General features: G+C 72.1%; 16 protein-coding genes. 6 read left to right on the forward strand and 10 right to left on the reverse strand.

The genetic code is table 11. The features are described 5' to 3' along the window. The 3 genes from KBW95_RS23125 to KBW95_RS23135 form a co-directional block, all read left to right on the forward strand. On the forward strand, positions 1–2,046 hold a 2,046-nt coding region (locus tag KBW95_RS23125; protein ID WP_211529436.1), incomplete at its 5' end, for an FtsW/RodA/SpoVE family cell cycle protein. After that, positions 2,016–3,566, forward strand: a complete 1,551-nt coding sequence (locus KBW95_RS23130; RefSeq protein WP_211529437.1) for a hypothetical protein — start codon at positions 2,016–2,018, stop codon at positions 3,564–3,566. The genes KBW95_RS23125 and KBW95_RS23130, both read left to right, overlap by 31 nt. 8 nt (positions 3,567–3,574) lie before the next feature. Next, positions 3,575–4,006, forward strand: a complete 432-nt coding sequence (locus KBW95_RS23135; RefSeq protein ID WP_211529438.1) for an SH3 domain-containing protein — start codon at positions 3,575–3,577, stop codon at positions 4,004–4,006. Here KBW95_RS23135 and KBW95_RS23140 read toward each other — a convergent pair. Then, positions 4,003–4,470 (reverse strand): GNAT family N-acetyltransferase, encoded by a 468-nt coding sequence (locus KBW95_RS23140; RefSeq protein ID WP_211527084.1) that lies wholly within the window; start codon positions 4,468–4,470, stop codon positions 4,003–4,005. The two genes, KBW95_RS23135 and KBW95_RS23140, sit on opposite strands and share 4 nt — an antisense overlap. A 110-nt stretch (positions 4,471–4,580) precedes the next feature. Between KBW95_RS23140 and KBW95_RS23145 the strand changes: the two genes are divergently transcribed. From KBW95_RS23145 to KBW95_RS23155, 3 genes are all read left to right on the forward strand, one after another. Continuing rightward, complete coding sequence (locus KBW95_RS23145; RefSeq protein ID WP_229429962.1) at positions 4,581–5,756, forward strand: MFS transporter; 1,176 nt, start codon at positions 4,581–4,583, stop codon at positions 5,754–5,756. Positions 5,757–5,908: 152 nt separating this feature from the next. Continuing rightward, positions 5,909–6,877 (forward strand): PP2C family serine/threonine-protein phosphatase, encoded by a 969-nt coding sequence (locus tag KBW95_RS23150; protein ID WP_211529439.1) that lies wholly within the window; start codon positions 5,909–5,911, stop codon positions 6,875–6,877. Between the two features lie 112 nt (positions 6,878–6,989). Beyond that, on the forward strand, positions 6,990–8,456 hold the full coding sequence (locus KBW95_RS23155) for an FHA domain-containing protein (RefSeq protein ID WP_211529440.1): 1,467 nt from the start codon (positions 6,990–6,992) through the stop codon (positions 8,454–8,456). Between the two features lie 242 nt (positions 8,457–8,698). Here the strand turns inward: KBW95_RS23155 and KBW95_RS23160 are convergent, their stop codons facing one another. The 9 genes from KBW95_RS23160 to KBW95_RS23200 form a co-directional block, all read right to left on the reverse strand. Continuing rightward, a complete protein-coding gene (locus KBW95_RS23160; protein WP_211527088.1) occupies positions 8,699–9,589 on the reverse strand; it encodes a pirin family protein in 891 nt (296 codons plus the stop codon). A gap of 57 nt (positions 9,590–9,646) precedes the next feature. Continuing rightward, a complete protein-coding gene (locus KBW95_RS23165; RefSeq protein WP_211527089.1) occupies positions 9,647–10,405 on the reverse strand; it encodes a hypothetical protein in 759 nt (252 codons plus the stop codon). Between the two features lie 19 nt (positions 10,406–10,424). Beyond that, on the reverse strand, positions 10,425–12,641 hold the full coding sequence (locus KBW95_RS23170; RefSeq protein ID WP_211529441.1) for a bifunctional serine/threonine-protein kinase/formylglycine-generating enzyme family protein: 2,217 nt from the start codon (positions 12,639–12,641) through the stop codon (positions 10,425–10,427). 2 nt (positions 12,642–12,643) lie between these two features. Continuing rightward, positions 12,644–14,476 carry an SPFH domain-containing protein gene (locus KBW95_RS23175; RefSeq protein ID WP_211529442.1) on the reverse strand — a complete coding sequence of 611 codons (1,833 nt, stop codon included), beginning with the start codon at positions 14,474–14,476 and terminating at the stop codon, positions 12,644–12,646. A gap of 81 nt (positions 14,477–14,557) precedes the next feature. Next, positions 14,558–15,517 carry a hypothetical protein gene (locus KBW95_RS23180; protein ID WP_211529443.1) on the reverse strand — a complete coding sequence of 320 codons (960 nt, stop codon included), beginning with the start codon at positions 15,515–15,517 and terminating at the stop codon, positions 14,558–14,560. Beyond that, positions 15,514–16,590, reverse strand: a complete 1,077-nt coding sequence (locus tag KBW95_RS23185) for a hypothetical protein (RefSeq protein WP_211529444.1) — start codon at positions 16,588–16,590, stop codon at positions 15,514–15,516. The genes KBW95_RS23180 and KBW95_RS23185 overlap by 4 nt, the downstream gene beginning before the upstream one ends. After that, complete coding sequence (locus tag KBW95_RS23190; protein WP_211529445.1) at positions 16,590–17,120, reverse strand: hypothetical protein; 531 nt, start codon at positions 17,118–17,120, stop codon at positions 16,590–16,592. The genes KBW95_RS23185 and KBW95_RS23190 overlap by 1 nt, the downstream gene beginning before the upstream one ends. Then, positions 17,117–18,409 carry a hypothetical protein gene (locus KBW95_RS23195; protein ID WP_211529446.1) on the reverse strand — a complete coding sequence of 431 codons (1,293 nt, stop codon included), beginning with the start codon at positions 18,407–18,409 and terminating at the stop codon, positions 17,117–17,119. The genes KBW95_RS23190 and KBW95_RS23195 overlap by 4 nt, the downstream gene beginning before the upstream one ends. 101 nt (positions 18,410–18,510) lie before the next feature. Beyond that, positions 18,511–21,437: penicillin-binding transpeptidase domain-containing protein (locus KBW95_RS23200; RefSeq protein ID WP_211529447.1), on the reverse strand; the 2,927-nt coding region annotated here is incomplete at its 5' end.

The following is a 21,437-nucleotide window of genomic DNA, read 5'->3' on the forward strand; positions in this document are numbered from 1 at the left end:
CGCGCGGGCGCAGCGCGGCGCCACAGCGGAGCACTGCCGCTCGCCAGCGGCCAGCGCATCGATGTGGGCGGCGCGCGCCTGCACATCGCGTCCGCCGGCGAAGGCCTCGTGGAATTCGGCGACGGCCGCCACCAGTGGCGCTTTGACGGCGCCACGGTCAGCCGCGACGGCGCGCCGCAAGCCGCCTGTCCCGGCACACCGCTCGCCGCCCGTCTGGCGGCCCTGTGGAACCGCATCGTCCCCCATGCCCTGACCCTGGCGCGGCCCCTGGCATTCGGCGGCAACCTGTACTGCGGCAACCGCGTGGCCATCCCCGGCGTCGACAGCGGCGCCGCGGCCCTCGCGCGCCAGGACGGCGGCACGCCGGTGCTGTCGGTGCGCGGCAGCCAGCCCGTGCTGCTGGACTGGGAAGACATCGCCCAGCGCAGGCATGCGCTGGACGGCGTCGACACGCTCGCCATCGGCCGCACCGCGTTCGGTGTGCGCATCGGCGGCGGCACCTTGCACTTGCTGCCGCGCGGACAGGTCGCTCTGTATGCGTCGCCGGCGCAAGACCTGCCGCAAGGCGTCGCCTGGGAGTGGCGGGAACGCGGCGCCTGGACCATGCCCGCTCCGCCTGCCCTGGCCTGGGCCGGCGCGCTGGCCGTGCTGCTGCTGACGGCGGTACTGGCGGCCCCGGAGCGCGGCCGCCGCCTGCGGGCGTGGGCCGCCGGACTGCTCGCGGCTGCGGCGCTGGCCGTGCTGGTCACCCAGCGCAGCGTCGCGGCGCCCGGCGCCGGCATCTCGATGCTGCTTGCCGGGGGAACGCTGCTGCTGCTGCTCGCCTGGTCGCGCCGCCCGCAGCCGCTTGCCATCAGCGCCGCCGTGCTGCTCGGGGCGGGCCTGCTGGTGCAGCTCGACATGGGCCTGGGCGCGCGCGACAGCGCGTGGCTGCGCCACTTCCAGAACACGGCGGCCTTGCTGGCCCTCGGGCTGCCTGCGGGCCTGCTCCTGTTCTCCTGCCTGGGCCGCGGCGCCGTCTCGCGTCCCGTCGCCGAGCGCATCCTGCTGGCGCTGGCTGGCGCCGCCCTCGCCGCCCTGCTGGCCCAGGTCTGGCTGGGCGACGAGACCGGCGTATTCGACATGCAGCCGGTGGAATTCGCCAAGCTGGCCCTGGCGGCGCTGAGCGCCCACTGCCTGGCGCTGGCCGCCGGCAGCACCAACGGCACGCGGCGCGACTGGCGCTTCTGGCTGCGGATGGCCGCGCCGGTGCTGCTGTTCGTATTCCTGCTGGCGGCCGCCCTGGTGCGGGTCGACGACTACTCGCCGCTGGTGCTGCTGCTGGTGTGGGCCGGCGCCATGGCCCTGGCCTGGTGCTGGGCCAGCGGCCGCCGCGGCGCCGCCTGGATGCTGGCCTGCGGCGCCTGCGCGGCCCTGCTCGGCGGCGCGGCGCTGCAGCGTTCCGCCGACACCCTGGGGTCCTTCGGCTTCTATCCCGAACGCTTCCAGGTCTGGAACGACCCGGCGGTCCACCCGCATACGGGCCAGCAGATGCTGCTCGGCCTGCAGGCGGTCGCGCAGGGCGGCTGGTTCGGCGCCGGCGGCGCGCTCGGGCTGGACAGCCTCGGCCAGGCGGCCGGCGAGGCGCTGGCGATTCCGGCGGTGCAGGACGACTTCGCGCCCTCCTACCTGCTGCACCGCCACGGGCTGGCGGCGGCGCTGGCCCTGTGGTGCGTGCAGGCCCTGTTCCTGGCCGCGCTGCTGCACGCCGCCGTCCCGGCCTGGCGCCATGCCTGCGCAGCGGGCGACTTCCGCCGCGCCTGGCTCGGACGCTTCCAATGCTTCGCCCTGTGCGGCGGCGCGGCCTTCGTGGCCGGGCACCTGCTGCTGTCGTGGGGAACCAACCTGGCGATGTTCCCGATCATGGGCCAGCCGATGAGCTTCCTGTCCTCGGGCGGCTCGCACCTGCTGTTTTTCAGCTGCCCCCTGCTAGCGTTCGGCATGGCGAGCGTCCAATTTCACGAGGAGAATCAATCATGCCGGTCTATGTCCAACACGAAGTCCTAGCCAAGGTCAGCGATGTGTTCAATGCCGAAGCCCTGTGGCAAGCGCCGGGCCTGGCGCTGTTCGCGCGCCGCCCGCTGCTGCGCGACCTGCTGGAACGCAGCCCGCGCGAACAGCGCGGACGCGCCGCCACGCGCTGCTTCTCGCATGTGACCCTGATGCTGCCGCAGGACGAGGTCGACGACGACCGCCACCTGACCCGCGGCGCGCGCGTGCGCGACCTGGCCCAGTCGCTGGCGGCCCTGCACCAGAAGGATTTCGCCGACCTGCTGGGCGGCGACGAGGTGCGCTACCACGTGGTGGGCGCCGACGCGGTACCGCCGGGCGAGGTCAAGGTCAAGTTCGGCCACGCGGTCTACCTGCCGGCGCCCGTGGAGCAAGTGCTGTACACGGTCAGCGCCTCGACCGACAGCGCGATCTGGCGCCCGGTCTGCGCGATCTACCCGAACCAGCGCCTGACCCTGGTCGGCATGGACGAAGCCAGCGCCACCTACGCCGTGCCCGGCTGGCCCTTCGGCGCGGAGGGCGGCCTGCTGCTGGTCCACGACGAGCCGGGTGCGCCGGTCGAGGTCCAGGTGCGTCCCAAGGACGCGCTGGACTGCAGCTTCGACGCCGCCAATGGCTACTACGTCCTGCGCGGCAAAGGCAATGCCGGCGCGCGCCTGCTCCTCAAGATCAGCCGCAGCGCGGCGGCGCCTGCCACAGCGCCCGCACGTCCGGCTGCCGCGCCCAGCGCGCCGCCGCAGCGCACGCCGGACGTCTGGAAGGCGCGCAGCGCGCCCGCGGAAGCCGACATGACCGCCATGCCCATCGCCGCCGCCCGCCCCGCGCCGGTCCAGGCCGAGGACGCCACGGATGCCACCTATGCCCCGGTCGCGCGCCACCGCGTCACCCTGGCGGCCCTGGCCCTGCCACGCCTGAGCCGCTATCGCGACACCGGCGCCCAGGCCCTGGAGGTGGGACTGAACCAGCAGCTGCTTCCGAGCGCACCGGGCAAGGACAACGTGATCCGCTTCGCCGTCGACGAGGCCGACGAGCTGCACGCCATCACCTCGGCCGGGCGCCAGCGCATCGCCGTGCCGTCGAACTTCGCGCCGCTGGACCAGGCCGACATCCGCCTGCTGGCCGCGCCAGGGGCGCTGGCCGAGCGCTATGCGGCGCTGCTGGTGCTGCCGCAAGGCCCGGTGCAGCAGGCGCTGCCGGGCACGCGCCTGACCTTCGGACGCGGCATGCCCTCGCTGGCGGCGCTGCGCGTGCTCGACACGCCGCAGTTCCTGCGCCAGGCCGAAGGCGCGGCCGGCAGCGCCGACCGCCTGGGCCTGTCGCGCAACGCATTCAGCTGGGAAGCCGGCGCCGACGGCCTGCGCGTGGCGCGCCTGTCGGCCAGCCAGGCCTTGTACCACCTGGACGAGCAGCTGCGTCCCGTGGGCCAGATCGAGGCCGCGACGGCGGAGCAGCCCTACCTGGTCCCGCCTGGCCACCACCTGGTCGCCGGCCACTACGTGCTGCGCTTCGACGCCTGAGGTCCGGGATGGCCACCGCATTCCTCGCTTTCGGCGCCGGGCTGCTGCTCTCGCTCTGGGCCTGCGCCTACCTGACGCCGCGCGCATGGTGGCGCCGCCCCAACCTGCGCGCGGGCGGCGCGCTGGCCGCCGGCACCGCGGTGCTGGGGACCTCGCTCTACATGATTGCCGGCGATCCGCCCGCCACGGAAACCGCGCTCGCCGCTCCCTCAGCCGCGCCAGTGGCCGGGGCGCGTTACCGGACGCACGACGCGCTCAACCTCCGCGCCGCGACCGGGACCGACGCGCCCCGGCTGGCGGTGGTGCCGGCCGGCAGCCGGGTCGTGGCGACCGGCGAGCGCCGGGGAGACTGGTGGCAGGTGCGGGCCGACGTCGATGGCCGCCAGCAACAGGGATGGGCAAGCAGCTTATGGCTGCGCCGCGCCGACGAACATCGCTAGACGTCGTCCGGCGCCGGATAGCGCATCGGGTTGTAGTACAGACCCTTGGCGCACTGGGTCGGCCCGACCCGCACGAAACCGAAAGCTTCGTACACCGGAACCGCATAGTTGGAGGAATTGACGGTGAAGGCGCCCTCGCCGCCGCCGGCCAGGGCCGCGTCGCGCGCGACTTCCCACAGGCTGCGCGCGATGCCGCGCCGGTGCCAGCGCTTGCCCACGAACAGGTGGAACAGGTGGCTGCGGTCGCGCACCGCGACGAAACCGGCCAGCTGGCCTTCGACCACCGCCACGTGATACACATGCCCGCGCGCCAGGAAGCCGCGCACGCCCATCTCGTCGTTCTCGGCGAGGAAGTTGGACGCGCCTTCGGGAGGCGATTCGTGCACGATGTACTCCTTCGCCAGTTCGCGCAACAGCGCGGACACGGCCGGAATGTCGGCGGTGACAAGCGGTCGGATTTCCATGGTCTCTTTTGGTCAGCATGTGCTGGAACCGCCAACATACCACAGTTTTGAGTTGCCACAGGGCAATTTCGTTGACCGTTGCGCCCGAGCACGCCTACACTGTTCCGATCATGTCCCGCGCCAGCCTGAGCTCCCCCAGCCCCGCACCTGCCGATGCCGGCGCGCCGCGCCGCAAGGTGCCGCTCACGCGTCCGCTGCGCCATGCGCGCTACCGCAGCATCTGGCTGGCCAACCTGGTGTCCAACCTCGGCACCTGGATTCAGACCTTCGCCTCGGCCTGGCTGGTGGCTTCGCTGTCGAAGTCGGCGGCGGTCACTTCGCTGGTGCAGACCGCCACCTACGTCCCGATCTTCCTGTTCGCCCTGTTCGCCGGGGTGGTGGCGGACGCCGTGCACCGTCCCAAATTCCTGTTCTTCTGTAACCTCTACATGGCCTGCTGCGCCGGCGCCATGGCCCTGCTGGTCTGGTCCGGGCAGATGTCCAGCCTGCCGGTGCTGGCGATTACCTTCTGCCTCGGCATCGGCACGGCCTTCATCTGGCCGGCCTGGCAAGCCGCGCTTTCCGGGCTGGTCGAGCCGGACGAGGTCGAGGCGGCGGCCACGCTCAATAACCTCTCGTACAACCTGTCCGCCGTGATCGGCCCGGCGCTGGGAGGGATCCTGTTCGGCTGGATCGGCGCCGGCGCCCTGTTCCTGGCCAACGCCTTGTCCTTCGCCGGGCTGCTGGCCGTGTATTGGCTGTGGTGGCGCGAGCGCGCTCCCCAGGCCGCCGCGCGCGAAGACTTCCGCGCGCGCTTCCGCCACGGCCTGCGCTGCGCCATCGGCTGCGGACGCTACCGCCGCATCCTGCGCAACGTCTGCTCGGTGTTCTTCTCCACCATCGCCTTCGCCAGCCTGCTGCCCGTCTTCGTGCGCGACGTGCTGCACATGCAATCCGGCGTCTATGGCATGCTGATGGGCTGCCTGGGTGGCGGCGCCGTCATCGCCGCCTTCTTCCTGCCGCAAGTGCGGGCGCGGGTCGACAAGACCGGGGTGCTGGCGGGCGCCCTGCTGGTCTACGGGGCGATGCTGCTCGCCATGCCCTTCACCCGTTCCCTGGCGCTGCTGGTGCCGCTGATCGTCTGCGGCGGCATGGCCTGGTCGGCCACGGTCTCCACGCTCAACGCGGCGGCCCAGCTGTCCTTCCCGGCCGAGGTGCGGGCGCGCACCCTGTCGATCTACCTGTTCGTGATGTCCGCGGGCTACGTGGCCGGCAGCCTGGTCTGGGGCCGGGTCGCCGACGCCTGAGGCGTGCGCGTGGCCCTGGCGGCGGCCGGCGCCTGCGTCGTCGCCAATGCCGCGGTGCTTGCCACGGGCAACCGCAAACACCCTATCTAATCGGCGTTTTGGGCAGGGCCACTCCGTAGTAAAGTAGCAAGGTTGATTCCACTACCTTGCCCATGCAGCCAGCCTTCTCCGATTTCCGCTTCGGTCCCCATTTCGATGTCGCGGTTGCCAGCCGAACCGGCTGCGGCCCCGCGCCCCGCGCCGAGAACCAGGACAACTTCGTCGTCATCGACTTCGACGGGCGCGCCTGCCATCTCCAGGACCAGGCGCCGCGCCGCCTTACCGTGCCCGGCTGGCTCCAGGGCCACGGCCGGATCGCGGTGCTGGACGGCATGGGCGGCCACGGTCATGGACGCGAAGCGGCGGAGGCAGTCGCCGAGGGGCTGCTCGCGCTACCGCCCTGCGCCAGCCTGGAGGAACTGACGGGCCACCTGGATGCCTTGCATGCCAGCCTGCAGCGCCGTTTCGCGCAAGCGCCCGGCGTCGCCCGGCCCGGCACCACCCTGACCATGCTCGAACTGCCGGCCGGCGGCGCGCCCCTGCTCTACCACGTCGGCGATTCGCGCCTCTACGAACTGGCCGCCGGCCAGGCGCGTCCGCTCACGGTCGACCATGTGCCGGCGACGGCCGCCGCCATGGCCGGCAAGCTGGACGAGGCCGGCTGGTGGCGCCAGGTGCATGGCCAGCACGCGCCCCAGATCGCGCAGGCTTTCATCCTCGGCAATACCTTCGCCGATCCGACCAGGCTGAGCGATTCCCTTTACCCGCTGGGCGCAAACAAGCTGCCGTCCTGGCTCGGCCAGCTGCCGGACCGGCGCGCGCTGGCGCTGCGCGGCGATGGCGTGTACCTGTTGGCGACCGACGGCTTCTGGTCCTGCACGCAGCCGGAGACTTTCGTCGGCTCGTGGGCGCACTTGTTCGACGGCTGCCCTGATGCGGCCTGCATGGTCGGGCGCCTGTTCGGCGCCATGGAACACGATCCGCCGGCCGGCCTCCAGGCCGACAACCTCACCGCGCTGGTGCTGCGGCCGCTGCCGCGTCATGCGGACGAGACGGCGCTGCCGGATGCCGGCGCTGACTAATTACGCTAAGAAAATAATGTCGTTTATCAATGATTTCGGCGCGCCACAGGCCCTCGAAACCGCGTAAGCTTGCCGCATACTGTCGACCGATCGTTTGTGTCCTGAGCCATCCATGAACCGCTGCCGCAATCCCGAGCATCCGCACTGCACCGTCTGGGTCCTGCCCGGCGACACCGTGTGCGCGCACGGGCATGCGCAGCCGCAGGCAGTGGCGCCCGCCGCCCCACCGGCCAGCATCGACACGATCACCGCCGCGCACGCCGCTCCCGTGCTGCAGCGCCCGCAGCTGCACATCAGCGGCTTCGACCCGCGCACCGCCGGCGGACGACAGGCGATCCGCCTGGAGCTGCGCGGCATGCCCATGGACTGCGCGCCCGAGGTGCGCATGCTGGTGCGTTCGGCGCTGCGCCTGCGCGGCGGCGAAAGCTATATTTTCCAGCGCACCTCGCGCGGCGACTGGCGGCCGCTGTTCCTGGAATTCTCCTCGCGCGGGCTGGAGCATGGGCAGTACCGGATCGAGGTCGAACTGCACAGCCGCCACCCGCAGGCCCCCGACGCGGCCCGCACCTGGACCTGCTCGCCGGTGATCCTGGTGCCGCGCCAGGACGCCAGCCTGGGCGAGATCCACCAGGCCTTCCTGGCCACCCACAAGAACGTGCGCGTGACGGCGGATGACGCCGGCATCGCGCGAGTCCATGCGCCCGGGGGCGGACGGGTCGATATCGACGTCACCGCGCGCAACGCCTCGATCGCCCAGGTCAAGCTGGACCCCGAGAACGGCAAGGTCGACCTGGGCTTTTCCACCATCGCCTGGGACGAGGACCTGATCGAGATCGACCTGCCGGCCGAACGGGACCCGCATCCCTGCCCTGCAAGCAGCGCCTGTCTGCTGCTCGCGGACGCCGACTCGGCCACGCAGCGCCACGTGCGCCTGTTCGCGCTGGACGAGTGCGTGCTCGGGCGCTTCGAAGCCACGGAGCCGGAAGCCGACTTGCTGTTGTCCTACCATAGCGATGCCGGCGCGGAGCCCGGCGGACTCACCCGCCGCATTTCAGGCCGCCACGCGGTGATCCGGCGCGGCCGGGGCGGTTTCGAGATCGAGGACGTGTCGCGCTTCGGCCTGCTGGTCGATGGCGTCTGGCCCGGCAAGCACACGCCGGTGCCGCTGCGCCTGGGCATGCGCATCGAACTGACTGCGAGCATCAAGGGCATCGTGAGCCTGGAAGTGACGGCCGTGCTGGCGCACGCGGTGGTGCTGCACCGGACCGATGGCGGGGCAAGGGCCGAGTGCTACGTCCTGATGGCGCCAGACGTGGTTCCTGCTGCGGCCGCGCCAGGCGACTGCCTGCCGCCGGCGGAGGCCATGCCGCTGCTCTTCCATCGGGACGGCGGCTTCTGGCGCCTCGACCAGGCGAGCGGAACCGAAATGCCGTTCGCGCCCGGGCTTGCGGTCGCAGGCCTGGCCGGCCCGCATCAGCGCGTACATTTCACAGCGGTAGCGTATCCCGAGGCACACATAAGCCGCCGCAGCCCCGGCGACCGCCGGGGCCACGTCGCGGCATCCCTCTATAACACCTGAGCGATCGGCCTGGGCTAGACGCCCGACGGGCGCAGGACCAGGAAGATCAGCGAAGCGCCGGCCAGCAGCGCTGCCTGCAGCGCGAAGACGATAGCGGGAACCCGGAGATGTTCAGGAATTTTCATGGCGCATCCTTTCAACTAAAAGGAAACCCCGGCTGGAAACCCGGTTGGGAAATCCAGCATACTCCTGGTCGGAGGCGGCCCGCAAGCCTTGGCCGTGCGGAAAAAGCAGTCTGCGCCCTAGTCGCGCCGCCAGGCCGCCGGCCACTGCGGCAGTGGAATCCGCTCGTTGTCGCCCGGAACTGGTACGAAACGCTGCTCTTCCCAGTCGCGCGCCGCCTGTTCGATGCGTTCGCGGCTGCTCGACACGAAGTTCCAGAAGATGAAGCGGCGCCCGTCCAGCGGGTCCCCGCCGATCACCACGAAACGCGCTCCGCCCTGCGAGCTCACGCGCACCGGCGCGCCCGGCTCGACCATGGCCATCGTGTTGTGCCCGACTTCCTCGCCGTCGATCTCGATCGCGCCGAACGGCGCATAGAAGGCCGTTTCCTCCGGCAGCCAGTCGAGGTCGAGCGCCGCGCCCGGTTCCAGGGTCACGTCGAGGTAGAGCGTGTGGCTGAAGGTGGGCACCGGCGAAGTGTGGCCGAAGGCGCTGCCCACCAGCACGCGCACCTGGCCGCCTTCGAAGCGGATCTCGGGAATCTCGCTGGCCGGCGTATGGCTGAACGCGGCCGGGGCTTCCTCGTATTCGCGCGGCAGCGCTGCCCACAGCTGCAAGCCGTGGGTGCGGCGCGGCTTGTCGAGCAGGTCTTCCGGGGTGCGCTCGGAATGGACGATGCCGCTGCCGGCCGTCATCCAGTTGATCGCGCCCGGCTCGATGCGCTGCTCGGTGCCCAGGCTGTCGCGGTGCATGATCGCGCCTTCGAACAGGTAGGTCACCGTCGCCAGGCCGATGTGCGGGTGCGGACGCACGTCATGGCGCGAACCAGGCTGCGCCTCGACCGGTCCCATGTGGTCGAAGAACAGGAAGGGCCCGATCGACTGGCGCGCCGCCGCCGGCAGGATGCGCCGCACGGTGAAGCCGCCGCCGAGGTCCTTGTCGTGCGATTTGAACAGGTGTGCAATGGCCATCTCGGGTCCCGTGGTGAAAAAGGCAATGCCCCACTCTACACCAGAATCGGCGGCCTTTCAGCACTCAAAAGCAGGACGTCCCTGCCCATCTCCCTTCAGGAAGCGCTCGACCGCTCCGGCGATGCGCTCCTTCAGCAGCGCCGGTCCACCATCGAACATGTCGTTGTGGCGCGCGCCCTCGAGGTCGAGGATGCAGGCGCGGTAGCGGCGCCGCTCCTGCGCGTCCGGCAGCACGCCGGGGTCGGCGCCGGTGTCGGCGGCGCGCAGGGACAGCACGCGGATCGCGCTTGAGCGCGGCAGCGCGGCGCGCCGGTTGTCGAGCGTGACCAGGGCGGCGATGCCGGCCGGGTCGAGCGAAGCCAGCACGGCGGAACTGTCGCCGCCGAGCGAGTGCCCGACCAGCACCGCATGCCGCCAGTCATAGCCCGGATGGGTCCCCGCCAGGACGCGGTGGACGAAGCGGATCGTCGCCGCACCGCGCTGCGCCATCTCGGCACGCTGGCGCGCCAGGTCGCCCTGCGGGTCCATCTTCGGATCGCCCGGCGCCTCGTGGCCGATGCTGGCCACCAGATAGCCATGGCGCGCCAGGCGCTCGGCCAGGAAGGAATATTCGAGGTGGCTGTTGCCGTAGCCGGGGCTGAGCAGCGCCACCGGGCAAGGCCGCGCCGGCGTGCAAGCCGCGTCCGGAAAGTACAGCGCCACCGGCACCGGGCGGGCGCGCGCCTCGTCCAGCAGGGTCATCGTGGCCGGGGCCGCGCTCGCGCCGGCGGACATGCATGTCGAGAGGGCGAGCGCCCCCAGCGCGGTCAGGCGCATCGTGTCTCCTGGTGATTGGCTAGTCCAGCTCGCGCACGACGCGCAAGCCGACGATGTCGTTCGACAGCACCGCCGAGAAGCCGTTGCGCAGCGCCGAACGCAGGTAGCGCGGATTATAGAGCCAGGAACCGCCGCGCAGGATGCGCCGCGCCTGGTCGCCGCCCTGTTCCCAGGCGCTGCCGTCGTTCGGCGCGCCTTCGTAGTTTTCGTGCACGACGTCCTGCACCCATTCCCAGACGTTGCCGTGCATGTCGTACAGGCCCCAGGGATTGGGCGGGAACATGCCTGCCGCCGTGGTGCCGCGCCGGTACGCGCCGGCCGGACCGCCGTTGTAGGTGAAGCTGCCGTCGTAGTTGGCCAGCTCGGGCGAGATCGTGTCGCCGAAACTGAAGGCCGTATGGGTGCCGGCGCGGCAGGCGTATTCCCATTCCGCCTCGCTCGGCAGGCGGTAGCGCCTGCCGGTGGCCGCGCTCAGCCACTGCAGGTACTTCTGCGCATCGAACCAGGTGACGCCGACCACCGGATGCTCGTCGCTCTGCGGGAAGCCGGGTGCGGCCCAGTCGATTTCGCCATTCGGCTGCCAGCCGGTGGCCAGCACGAAGGCGCGCCATTCGCCGACCGTCACGGGATAGCGCCCCATGGCGAATGGCCGCTCGATGCCGACCCAGTGCTGGGGCGTCTCGCGCGCCAGCCAGTTCTTTTGCGCGCCGGCCGCCATCGCGATGCGGCGTTCGTGATCCGGAGAGCCCATCTGGAAACGGCCGGCCGGGATCGGCACCAGCGCGGGACCCGCGCCGCTGCCGTCGAGGAAGGGGTCGCGCAGCGGCGCGTGGCTGTCCGCTGCTGCTCGCGCAGGAGCCGGCGGCGGCGGCTGCGGCTCGGCGGCGCTTCGTGCCGCCTGCTCCACGCGCACGCGCTGCTGCTCCGCCAGATAGGCAGCGGCGGCCTTGGCCTGGGCGGCCTTGCGCTCGGCCTCCTCCTGGGCCAGCCTGGCCTTGGCTGCTTCCTCGGCGCGCCTGGCCAGCAATTGCTGGCGCAGCGCTTCCTTGCGCGCGGCCCGGGCTTCCTCGGCGGCGGCCCGTTCGCGCCGCTGCCGCTCCCGCTGCTGCTCGCGGCGCTGGCGCTCGATCAGGGCCTGGGCGGCGGCCGCGGCGTCGGCTTCAGCCTTGCGCCGAGCGGCCAGCTCACGCGCCGCCTGCTCCTCGGCCGCGCGGCGGGCCGCCTCGCGCGCCGCTTCTTCTTCCGGGGTCGGACCGGCGCCGAGTTCGATCGCCTCCAGCAGCGCACGCACGCTGGCCGGCCGTGCGCCCGGATCGCGCGCGAACCCGGACTGCAGGGCGGTCCACTGGCGCGGCAGCAAGGCGCCCGGCGCACGCATCGCGCCGCTTGCCGGCAGTTCGCCTTCCAGCATCTGGTAAATCATCACCGCGACGGCATAGACATCCAGCGCCGGCTGCGGCTGGCGTTCCGGGTCCGAGGCTTCCGGCGCGCGGTAGCCCGCCGTGCCGGACAGCGCCGGCGCTTCCAGCATCGCCACGCCGCCCGACGCGCGGGCGCGGGCGGCGATGCCGAAATCGAGCAGCTTGATGTCGCCCTTGCTGGTGACGAACACATTGCCCGGTTTGATATCGCGGTGCACCAGCCGGTGCCGCTCCCAGGCGTAGTCGAGCGCCCCGGCCACGGGGCGAAGCATGGCGGCGGCGCGGGGCCAGTCCATGCGCCCTTCGCGGCACAGGACGCTGTCCAGGTCCTCGCCTTCGAGGTATTCCATGATGATGAAGTAGCTGGCCGTGGCCGGATCCTGGGCCCACTCGTAGACGCGCACGATGTGCTCATGCGCCAGGCGGCGTGCGCGGGTGGCTTCCTGGATCAGGAGCTTGGCGTGGCTGGCGGCCTGGGTCGCCTGTGGCGGCAGGATCTTCAGCGCCACCTGGGCGCTGTGGCCCAGTTCCGCATGGGTGGCGAGGTCGGTGGCCTGCCACACCTGGCCCATGCCGCCGTGCGCGATCAGGCGCTCCAGCCGGTAGCGGCGGTTCGGCGGTCCGACTTCCTGCCCGGCCATCAGGCCGATCTCGGTGCCCGGACGCGGCGGCGCCGCGACGACTTCCGCGCCCTGCTCCGGCGTATAGGCGGCGTCCAGGATCGCGTTCTTGCGCAGGTCGAATTCGTGACGGCTCAACAGGCCGTCCTCGTGCAGCGCGCGCAGTTCGCGGATCTTGTCGATGGCGGTTTGCATCGTCAGCTTGCCTTGAGCTCCGCTCCGCAAGAGGGACAGAAGCGGTCCTCGCTACGCACCGCATGGCCTTGCGCGCACGCCCTGGCTTGCGTGGCCAGCGCGGCCAGCTGGCCGGCGTCCATGGTGGCGTGCACGCGCGTCTTCATGAAGTCGTTCAGCAGCGCGGCGTTCGGCGCGGCAGCCAGGGCCAGCTTCGCCGTGTCGTCCATCGCCGCCAGCGACTCGGCGCGCGCGATCTCCATGCGCGCCAGGTCCAGCGCGTGGGCGCGCTCGGCCGCGCGGGGAAGGTCCTGCACCTCGGTGTAACGCGCATCGGCCTCGATGGTGCGCAGCAGCTTTTCGTGCTGGACGACGGCATCTGCCTGGCTTTCGCCGCGGCGCAGGCCGGCGATGCGCTGGCGCGCCTGCTCGTCCTCCCATTCCTGCAGGCGTTCGGCCTCGCGCTGGTGCGCGGCGTTCGCCATCAGCAGCGCCTGGTGGCGCGCGACGTGCCCGGCCGCGTCGATGTCGCGCACCCGGCGCGCCGCCTCCGCTTCATCTTCGCGCAGGCGCTTCAGTTCGGCGTGCTGGCGCGCGGCGTCCTCGATCTGGCGCGCCTGTTCGACCTTGTTGCGGATCTGCTGCTGCAGCAGCTGCTGCGAAAAGCGCTGCTGCGCCAGCTGGCGCATCTGCAGCGCCTCCTGCTGCGCCGCGTCGAGTTCGGCGCGCATGCGCACCTGGGCCAGCGCGCGCAGGTGGCGCCATTCCGTGACCTCGTCGGCGCGCGCGGCGCCCTTTTTCGCCATCGCGTGTTCCAGCTCGGCCAGCACCTCGCCGGCGCCGCGCTCCAGCGCCTGCTTGCGCGACTGCGCTTCCAGGATGCGGCCATACAGTTCGATCTGGCGCAGGCGCACGCCGTGCGCGCGGTCGGCGCCCTGCAGCGACAGTTCGGCCTTGGCGATCGCCTCGTCCTGGCGCAGTTCGGCCCGGCGCTGGCGGAGTTTAAGCTCATGCTCGGCGCGCTGCAGGCGGTTCCATTCCTCGGCGGTGTACAGCTCGTCGAGATGGCGCGCGTGCTGGATCTGCACATGCTTTTCGTCCGCCGCCAGCCACAGGCTGCCGACCCGGGCGCGGTTGGCGTCGAATTTGTCGTGGCGCAGCTCCAGCGTATCGACCTGGCTGACCGCCAGGCCGTACTGGGCCAGCAGCAGCCGCAGGCCGCCCTGCAGGCGCTCGTCCAGCTGCTCGCGCAGTTCGCGGTTGCCGGCCATCTCGCGGATCGAACGGGCGCCGACGAATTCGGCGGCCAGCTGGCACACCGGATGGGCGAGCAGCTCGCGCAGTTCGGCGGCGCCGATCGTGCCGGGCATGGTCATGAAGTGGCGCGCGAACGCGGGCACGTTCTCGATCCTGACGCTTACGGTAAAGCGCGCGCGAACGAAGAGGTGTTCGCTGGTGGCGACCTCGTCGAAGTCGAAGCTCACCGGCAGCGCTCCGGTGCGGGTCACCAGGATCTCGGCATGCTGGTCGCGCAGCAGGTGGTTCAGGCGCGTGAAGAAGCCTTCGATCTCGTATTCGCCCTGGGGCACCTCGGTCGCCTTGTCGCCCTGCAGGATGAAGGCGCGCGCCGTGGCCGGGACGCGCAGGGTCTTGACGAACACGCCGGACAGCTCGCGCACGCCGAAGAACACGGCCAGTTCGTCCGGACCGGCCACCCAGCGGTTTTCGCGCAGCACCGGCGCATTGCGCGGCGCGCCGAGGATCAGGCCGCAGCCGGCGCAGTAGCGGGCGTCGCCGCCGTGCTTGCGCTCGCAGCGCGGGCAGGCGGCGCCTTTGACTCCGAACATCTGGAACATATCCGACTCCATTGATTGACTTACAACGCCCACCCGCCGATTCTAGCAGGGGCGCCGGCGCGTCCGCGTGACGCCACGCAGCTAGATGATCCCGATCCGCTCCACGCAGGCCAGGCTGGCGCCGCGCGCGCGCACTGCCTCGCGCAAGCCGGGCGGCAGCGACGCCTCCCAGTCCTTCGGCAGCAAGACCCGGTCGCCCGGCCCGGCCTCGCGCGCGATCAGCGCGCATTTCGGGGCCAGGCCGTCGACGGCGTCGACCTTGCCCGCATGCCAGCTCGACGAGCGCCCGGTTGCGATCACCCGCCCGCGTGCCAGGAATTCGCGTCCGCGCGCCATGCGGTCGGCCAGCACCAGGGCCAGCTCGTAGGAATCGCCCTGGAAGCGCGGCTCGCCGAAACGCACCGTGGTGCGCCACTGGCCTTGCCCGCGGCCGTCGAAATGGCGGCTGCCGGCCAGCACGGCGCGCACCTGCGCCTGGCGCACCGCGTCCAGGTCCGGCACCGCCACCGCCGCGTCCTCGTCCTCCACCGGCTCGGCCAGCGGACGCACGCTCACCTCGACCCAGCCCAGGCTGTCGTATTCGCCGCCGCTGTACAGGGGGAACCAGGCGCGTGCGCTGGCCACCCCGGCCGCAGGGTCGGGCTGGCCCACGAAGGCCCCGAGGTGCGCGATGTCGGCGCCTTCGATGCGGCCCAGGTGCCAGGCGTCGGACCAGCCATTGGCCACCATGCCCTGCTGCGGCGCCAGCACGCCGCGCACCATGCGGTCGGCCAGCACGGCCGCCAGCTCCCAGCCGCGCTCGCCGGCCTGGGGTGCGCGGTCCAGGCTCAGCACCACCTGGTCGCGGCTGTCGGCGCGCGCTTCCGTGTGGCGCGCCAGGCGCACCACCTGCTGCATGCGCTGCGCCACCTCGGGTGCGTCCGGCACGCTGCACTTGACGTCGGCCCGGCCGGCGCGCGGCCGGCGCGTGGCCGTCACGGTCAGATGGCCGCCGCGCGGGTCGGCGCTGCGTACCGCAACGCTGTCGATCCCGCCGCTCATGGCGCCACCTCGTCCAGCTCGGTGGCGCTGAGCGCGCGGCGCTCCGCCGTATCGCATTCGAGGTTGCTGACGATGCGGTCCGCTTCGTCGAACAGCAGCGCCGGCGTGACGTCGCCAGCCTGCTTCAGGCGCGCCAACAGCGCCCAGGCTTCGTCGAGCGCGATGGCGGCGCTGCGGCTGTGGCGCGCGCGGCGCAGCTGCTCGCTGGCGGGCAGCGCCTCGTTGGGCGCGGCCAGTTCCAGCGCCGGCATGGTGCCCACCGCCAGGCTGACCAGGTCGAGCCGGCGCAGCAGCTCCTGGTGCTGGCGGAACTGAGACTGGTCGGACGGCAGCACCGCCATGCGCAGGGAGCACATCAGGCAAGGCAGTTCCAGGAACAGGCGGCGCAGCGCGCGCGCATCTTCGCAGGCCGGGTCGAAGGCTTCCGGGGGAGCGGCCGGCGGCGCGGGCGGGAGGATCGGAACCGGAACCGGCTGCGCCGCCAGGCGCGCTTCCAGCATGCGCGCGTAATCCCGCGACCCGGCCAGGTCGACCGGCACGCAATCGTCCACCGTGATGCCGAAGCGCGTGTACATCAGCTGGTTGAAACCCGAGCGGAAGCTGTTCCATTCCTCCAGCGTGGTGCAGGGGGGCAGTTCCAGGTGTCCTTGCGCCAACTCGTGCTGGAGCGCATGCTCCAGCGCCAGCGCGAAGTCCTCCAGGCCCACCGCCCCGTGGGCTTCGCTGGCCAGGAACAGGTCGAAACGCTGCTGGGTGGCGCGCGGGTCGGTGGCGTCGACCGCGAAACTCAGGCGCAGGCCGATCTCGGGACTGGCCGCGAAGGGCGTCAGGTCGCAGGTATAGGGTCCGGGGTGCACGCACCACGCGGTTTCGCCCTCGATCAGGGCCAGGCGCGCGCCCTCCCCGAGGCGCCGGGTATGGCCGCCCCGGTCCACCAGCACCGCCGCGCAACGCGGAGGGATGATGCAGCCGCCAGGCGCCGGCAAGGCGATGGCGCTCACGCCGAGGCTGGCGCACGAGAACTCCGTCTGCCGCAGCGGACGAAATGCATTCTTGAGCAATGAACCGAACATCAATGTCCTTCCCGGGCCGGCTCCACAGCGAAGACCGCCCCATGCCGCTGAAAATGCTCCGCCGGCGGCGCCGCGAAGGGCCAGGGGCCCTCGCATTCGCCATCGGCGTCCAGGACGCCTTCGAGCACCACCGCGCCCGCGCCGTCCCTTACCTTGATCCGGGGCCGCCCGGCCAGCAGCTGCGGCGCGCGCGCCGCCTGCGGGTCGAGCTGCAGGATCACCTGGGCTCCCGCGAAATGCAGGCGCCACAGTCCATCGTCGGTCGCCAGCACCTCCAGCGGAGCGCCGCTGTCGGCGGCGCGCAGCAGCCCTCGGCTGCCCTGCCAGGCCGCGCGGCGCTGGTCCGCCAGATGCTTGAAACGCCGGATCGTCAGGGGCGATCCCTGCAGGGCCGCCCGCTCCGCCGCCCGCAGGGGACGGCTGCCGTCCAGCGCCGCGCGCAGCACGGCGTCGTCCAGCACCAGCCGGTCGCCTTCGATACGCTGCGCCACCAGCAGCTGCGCTTGCAGCTTGCGTTCCAGTTCCGTCATCCTTTTTCCTCCCTCGTTGCCGTCGCCGCATCCTGCAGGCGCGCGATCGCCGTGTCGCGGCGCTTGCGCAGGGTCGGCAGCGAAATCCCGTCCAACCCGGCCAGTTGCTGCATGGTCGGCAGCTCGCCGGTGGCGGGATCCAGCCACTCGGACGGATAGCTGTCGTCGACAGGCCCGAGCAGTTTCAGGTAGACCGCCAGGCGCACCGGCAGCGTGTCCCCGGCCATTTCCCGCGCGGCCCAGCTGCCGCGCGCTTGCGAGCTTGCCGCCGACTGAAGGTAGCTGGGGGGAAGAGAAACCGACCGCGCGGCGGCGGCCAGGCGCGGGAGATCGGCCTCGTCCGGCAGGTCGGCATCCGGTTCGGGGTCGTCGATCGGCTCCGGCTCTTCCTGGCGCATCTCGAGCACCAGGTCCGGGCCGGGCGTGCTGGCCGCTTCGGATTCGCCCAGCACGCGCAGGTAGTCGTCGAGCCAGGCCGCCGCGTCGCCGGCGTCGTGCAGCCAGTCCTGGTCGCGGTTGCTCGATAGCTGCTCGTAGTCGCCGATCTCGCGCAGCATGGCGGCGATCTTCTCGGGACTGGTCTTGAGACTGGCGAAGCGCTTGGAGCGGGTATGCAGGGGCCCGGGCGCGCCGCCGAAGGCTACCAGGCTTTCGCTCCAGCGCAGGACCCATTCGGCGCGGCAGTCGGCGATGGAACGAAGCTGGCGCGCCTCGATCGGCATCGCGTCGACTTCCCGTCCGAGGATGGCCCCGACCTGGGCCAGGTGTTCGCGCCAGCCCTCGAACAGGCGCGCGATCTCGTGGCAGGCGGTGTCCAGCATGCGGTAGGCATACATGCGGTTCGGACTGCATGGGCGGCCGCAGGCGGCCTGGTAGTTGTCGCTGTCGACCTTGTCGCGCAGGACGGCGTAGAGGTCGTTGAATTTCTTGCGCAGCAGCGCCTCGCCGCCCGGCTGTGCCCAGAAGCGTCCCAGGCGCGCGTGTTCGCCGCTCACCGCCGCGCACAGCGCATCCCAGTCGCCGGGACGGGCCTGGAGCTCGTAGACCAGGGCCAGGGCCAGTTCCGAGACGGTATCGCCATAGCTGTTGCCGGCGGCCGCGCCGCGCCCGCGGGCGCCGTGCAGGGCGCGTGCGACCGCCTCGACGTAGAGGGAGAGCGAGGTGGCGGTGTCGGGTTCGAGCAGCAGGGCCGGGTCGACACGCGCGAACGCCTGCAGGGAACAGTGTCCCAGCAGCTTGCGGACCTGCTCCCAACCATGCTCCTGATACCGGGTTCCCGGTAAACGCATACCGTCCTCGCACTCGATCGCCTCCGCCTGATTCTCTTGCAGCTGGCGGATTGAAACAGATGATGCCATACAAACACGTTTCCGAGGCGCGCAAGAGGCGGCTATTTCTCCTTCTGTTCGCGCGACTGCCCCTCCATCGCGCGCAGCAACGCGGCCACCACGGGCGCCGCATGGCCGCCGCCGGTGGCGTCCGAGTGGCTGACGAAGGCGGCGAAGGCCAGGCGCCGGGTCTGTCCGGGCAGGCTGCCCGGCTCCAGCCAGCCCATGAACCAGACGGTCGCCTGTCCATCCCTGCCCGCCGGCGCCGTCCCCGTCTTGCCGTACAGGCCGGGGCGCAGGCGCTCGAAGGCCGCGCCGCGGAAGGCGCCGGCCGCCGTGCCCCGGTCGATGACGCCCTTCATGCCGGCCCGGATGCGCTCCAGTGGCACATCCAGCGCTTCGCCGGCGGAATCCCGCGCGGCGCGGCCGTCCAGTTGCAGCAGCAGGCGGGGCGTCACGGTCCGTCCCTCCCCCACGGCCGCCGCCGTCAGCGCCATTTGCAGGGGCGTGGCCTGCATGCGCAGGCCGATCGCCATCTGGCGCAGTTCGTGCCGGGTCTGCACCGGGTCGAGGGCGGAAGCGCTGGGCCGCAGGGCGTCCCACTCCGCCCAGCGGTAATCCTCGGGCAGCAGGCCGCCGTCCAGGCGCGGCGCGCTGCCGAAGCCGAGCCGGCGCGCCATCCCGGCCACCGGGCGGATCGTATCGAGCGCCTCCGCGTCGAGCGCGCGCACGCCCGGCACGCCGCCCTCGGGCCGGCCGAGCAGGCTGCGGTCGCTCAGTTCGGCAAGCCAGGCGAACCAGGTATTGATGCTGTAGCTGAGCGCCTGGTCCAGGCCGAGGCGCCCGCCGTGGGCCCGTGCGCTGCCCGACTGTTCGCGGAAGTTGGTGACGTGGGCGCCCTGGCCGGAGGCTGGATAGGTGGCGCTGGCCGCGCGGAAGCCATAGCCGCGCTCGCGCGCCATGCGGTCGAGCTCCTCGACTGGAATGCCGGACAGCAAGCCTTCCAGGCGCGGGTCCTCCTTCGCGGCCTGCTCCAGGCCGAGCGCGGTGATCACCTTGAAGGTGGAACCGGGCGCGCGATGGGCGCCGCCGTCGTGCTGGAAGGCGGCGATGCGCAGCGGGCTGCGGGCCGGGTCGGCGCGGTCGAAGTCGCGCAATTCCGCCCAGCGGGCGGGATCGGCCTTGCCGCTGCCGCTTGACGCCGCCGCCAGGATGTCGCCGCGCTCCGCGTCCAGCAACACCAGCCCGGCCTGGCGTTCCGCCGGCGGCGCCTGGCCGCCAAGGCAGGTCTTGCCGTCCCACTGTCCCTGGCGCATGCCGATGCAGTCGAGCGCCGCCTGGGCCTGGGCCTGCACGCCCAGGTCCAGGCTGAGGCGCGCCTCATGCCCGGCTCCGCCCAGCCGCGCCAGCATCCCGGCCACGCTGCCCGCGTGCTGGCGATGCACGCCCAGCAGCGGGGCCAGGCCGGCGTCCGCTGCCGGGCGGCCGTCGGCCCACAGCAGGGCGCCATGGCGATCGCTCAGCCGTACCGGCGTGGCGCCGCCCGTACGCACCGTCGCCTGGCCGGGCAAGGCATGCCAGGCCAGGCGGCCCTCTTCCACGCGCAAGTGGCGGTAGGCCGCATCGGCGTCGCCGCTCAGGCGCGACAGGTCGAGCGGCGCGACCTCCAGCCTGACGCTGCCGGCGCCCGGCTCCGGGGTCAGCAGCACATGCTGGACCATATCGCGGTCCTGGCAGGCGCGCCCGTCGCAGGCGCCGGTGACGGTGGCGCGCGCGCCTTCCGCCCGCAAGAGGCGCCCGGCCAGCAGCAGCTCGGCGGGAGCGCGCAAGGCCGGTGCGCTCAGGGTCACGAGGTTTCCGCCGCGCCCGCCGTCCCAGCCGGCCACCCGCGTCCAGGGCGCCCAGTCCTCCTGCAGGCGCGCGAACAGGCGCATCGCGGCGACCGGCAAGCCTTCGGCGCCCGGCGCCGGCGCATCGGCCAGCCTTGCCTGCCAGGCAAGCCGGCTGCCGGGGCGGACGCGCCAGGCCACCAGCCGCCGTTCGCTGTTGAAGATCCTGACCTGCTCGCGGACATAGGCGCCGTCGGCGCGCTGGTACAGGCGCGCCAGCAGGCTGCGGTCGCCTTCGTCCAGGTTCAGGCCTTCCCAGCCCGGCAGCGGCGCGCGCGCGTCCGGGTCCGCCGCCTGCCAGGCGGCGAGGTCGCGCGGGGCCAGCTCGGCCAGTCCGTCCCTGCTCAAGCGCAGCAGGCCGCGTGCGCGCAGCTGGTCGAACAGGGCCTGGTCTTCCATGCCGGGGGGCGGCGCGGCCGGCACCTGGTAGCTGCCAGGCGCCAGCCGCAGCGCGACGGGTTCGCCTGCCACTGGGAAAGCCTGCAGCAATGCTGCGCCGCCCGCCGCTGCGTCCGGACGGTAGCGCTGGACCAGCAATTCGCCGGCCTGCGGACAGGCGCGGCTGGCGCGTTGCGAAAAGCGCAAGGCTTCGCCCTGCCATACCAGCCAGCCGCCATGGCCGAGCGCCGCCTCGCCGCGGTTTCCCCGCCGGATCGCCCCCTGGGTGGCGTCGCCGATCCAGGCGGCGGCCGCGCCGGCCTGCCAGGAAATCTTCAAACCCGATGGCGCATCCCCGGTTACCGTCACGCGCGGCAGGTTTGCACCCAGCAGGACGTTGCGCACAGGACCGCCGCCCGCCCGCGCCAGCGCCGCCGCGCCGTCGAGCGGAAAGCCTATCCGCAGCGGCAACAGCCGCGCACGCGCAGGGTCGAGCACCTGGGTGCACAGGTCGATACGTACCGCCGGCTCGGCCCGCACGCCGGAGGCGGTCAAGAGCGCGGCCCCGCCATGCTGGGCCAGGGTGACGCCTCCCGCCGCCGGGATCTCGATCCGCATCCCGCCAAGGAAGGGCTGCAGGGCCGCCAGCGCGGGGGTGACCGGCGCGCCTTCCGCACCCGGCGCCAGCCGCCGGGCGTGCATTCCCAGCGCCAGCGCGCCCG

It is taken from the genome of Massilia sp. ZL223, assembly GCF_018119395.1.
Taxonomy (GTDB): Bacteria; Pseudomonadota; Gammaproteobacteria; order Burkholderiales; family Burkholderiaceae_D; genus Telluria.

Excerpts from the sequence above, each read along its gene's own strand:
- KBW95_RS23140 (WP_211527084.1), bottom strand. The coding sequence starts at position 4,470 with ATGGAAATCCGACCGCTTGTCACCGCCGACATTCCGGCCGTGTCCGCG.
- KBW95_RS23175 (WP_211529442.1), bottom strand. The coding sequence starts at position 14,476 with ATGTTCCAGATGTTCGGAGTCAAAGGCGCCGCCTGCCCGCGCTGCGAG.
- KBW95_RS23165 (WP_211527089.1), bottom strand. The coding sequence starts at position 10,405 with ATGCGCCTGACCGCGCTGGGGGCGCTCGCCCTCTCGACATGCATGTCC.
- KBW95_RS23155 (WP_211529440.1), top strand. The coding sequence starts at position 6,990 with ATGAACCGCTGCCGCAATCCCGAGCATCCGCACTGCACCGTCTGGGTC.
- KBW95_RS23135 (WP_211529438.1), top strand. The coding sequence starts at position 3,575 with ATGGCCACCGCATTCCTCGCTTTCGGCGCCGGGCTGCTGCTCTCGCTC.
- KBW95_RS23195 (WP_211529446.1), bottom strand. The coding sequence starts at position 18,409 with ATGCGTTTACCGGGAACCCGGTATCAGGAGCATGGTTGGGAGCAGGTC.
- KBW95_RS23160 (WP_211527088.1), bottom strand. The coding sequence starts at position 9,589 with ATGGCCATTGCACACCTGTTCAAATCGCACGACAAGGACCTCGGCGGC.
- KBW95_RS23190 (WP_211529445.1), bottom strand. The coding sequence starts at position 17,120 with ATGACGGAACTGGAACGCAAGCTGCAAGCGCAGCTGCTGGTGGCGCAG.
- KBW95_RS23180 (WP_211529443.1), bottom strand. The coding sequence starts at position 15,517 with ATGAGCGGCGGGATCGACAGCGTTGCGGTACGCAGCGCCGACCCGCGC.
- KBW95_RS23170 (WP_211529441.1), bottom strand. The coding sequence starts at position 12,641 with ATGCAAACCGCCATCGACAAGATCCGCGAACTGCGCGCGCTGCACGAG.
- KBW95_RS23185 (WP_211529444.1), bottom strand. The coding sequence starts at position 16,590 with ATGTTCGGTTCATTGCTCAAGAATGCATTTCGTCCGCTGCGGCAGACG.
- KBW95_RS23150 (WP_211529439.1), top strand. The coding sequence starts at position 5,909 with ATGCAGCCAGCCTTCTCCGATTTCCGCTTCGGTCCCCATTTCGATGTC.
- KBW95_RS23145 (WP_229429962.1), top strand. The coding sequence starts at position 4,581 with ATGTCCCGCGCCAGCCTGAGCTCCCCCAGCCCCGCACCTGCCGATGCC.
- KBW95_RS23130 (WP_211529437.1), top strand. The coding sequence starts at position 2,016 with ATGCCGGTCTATGTCCAACACGAAGTCCTAGCCAAGGTCAGCGATGTG.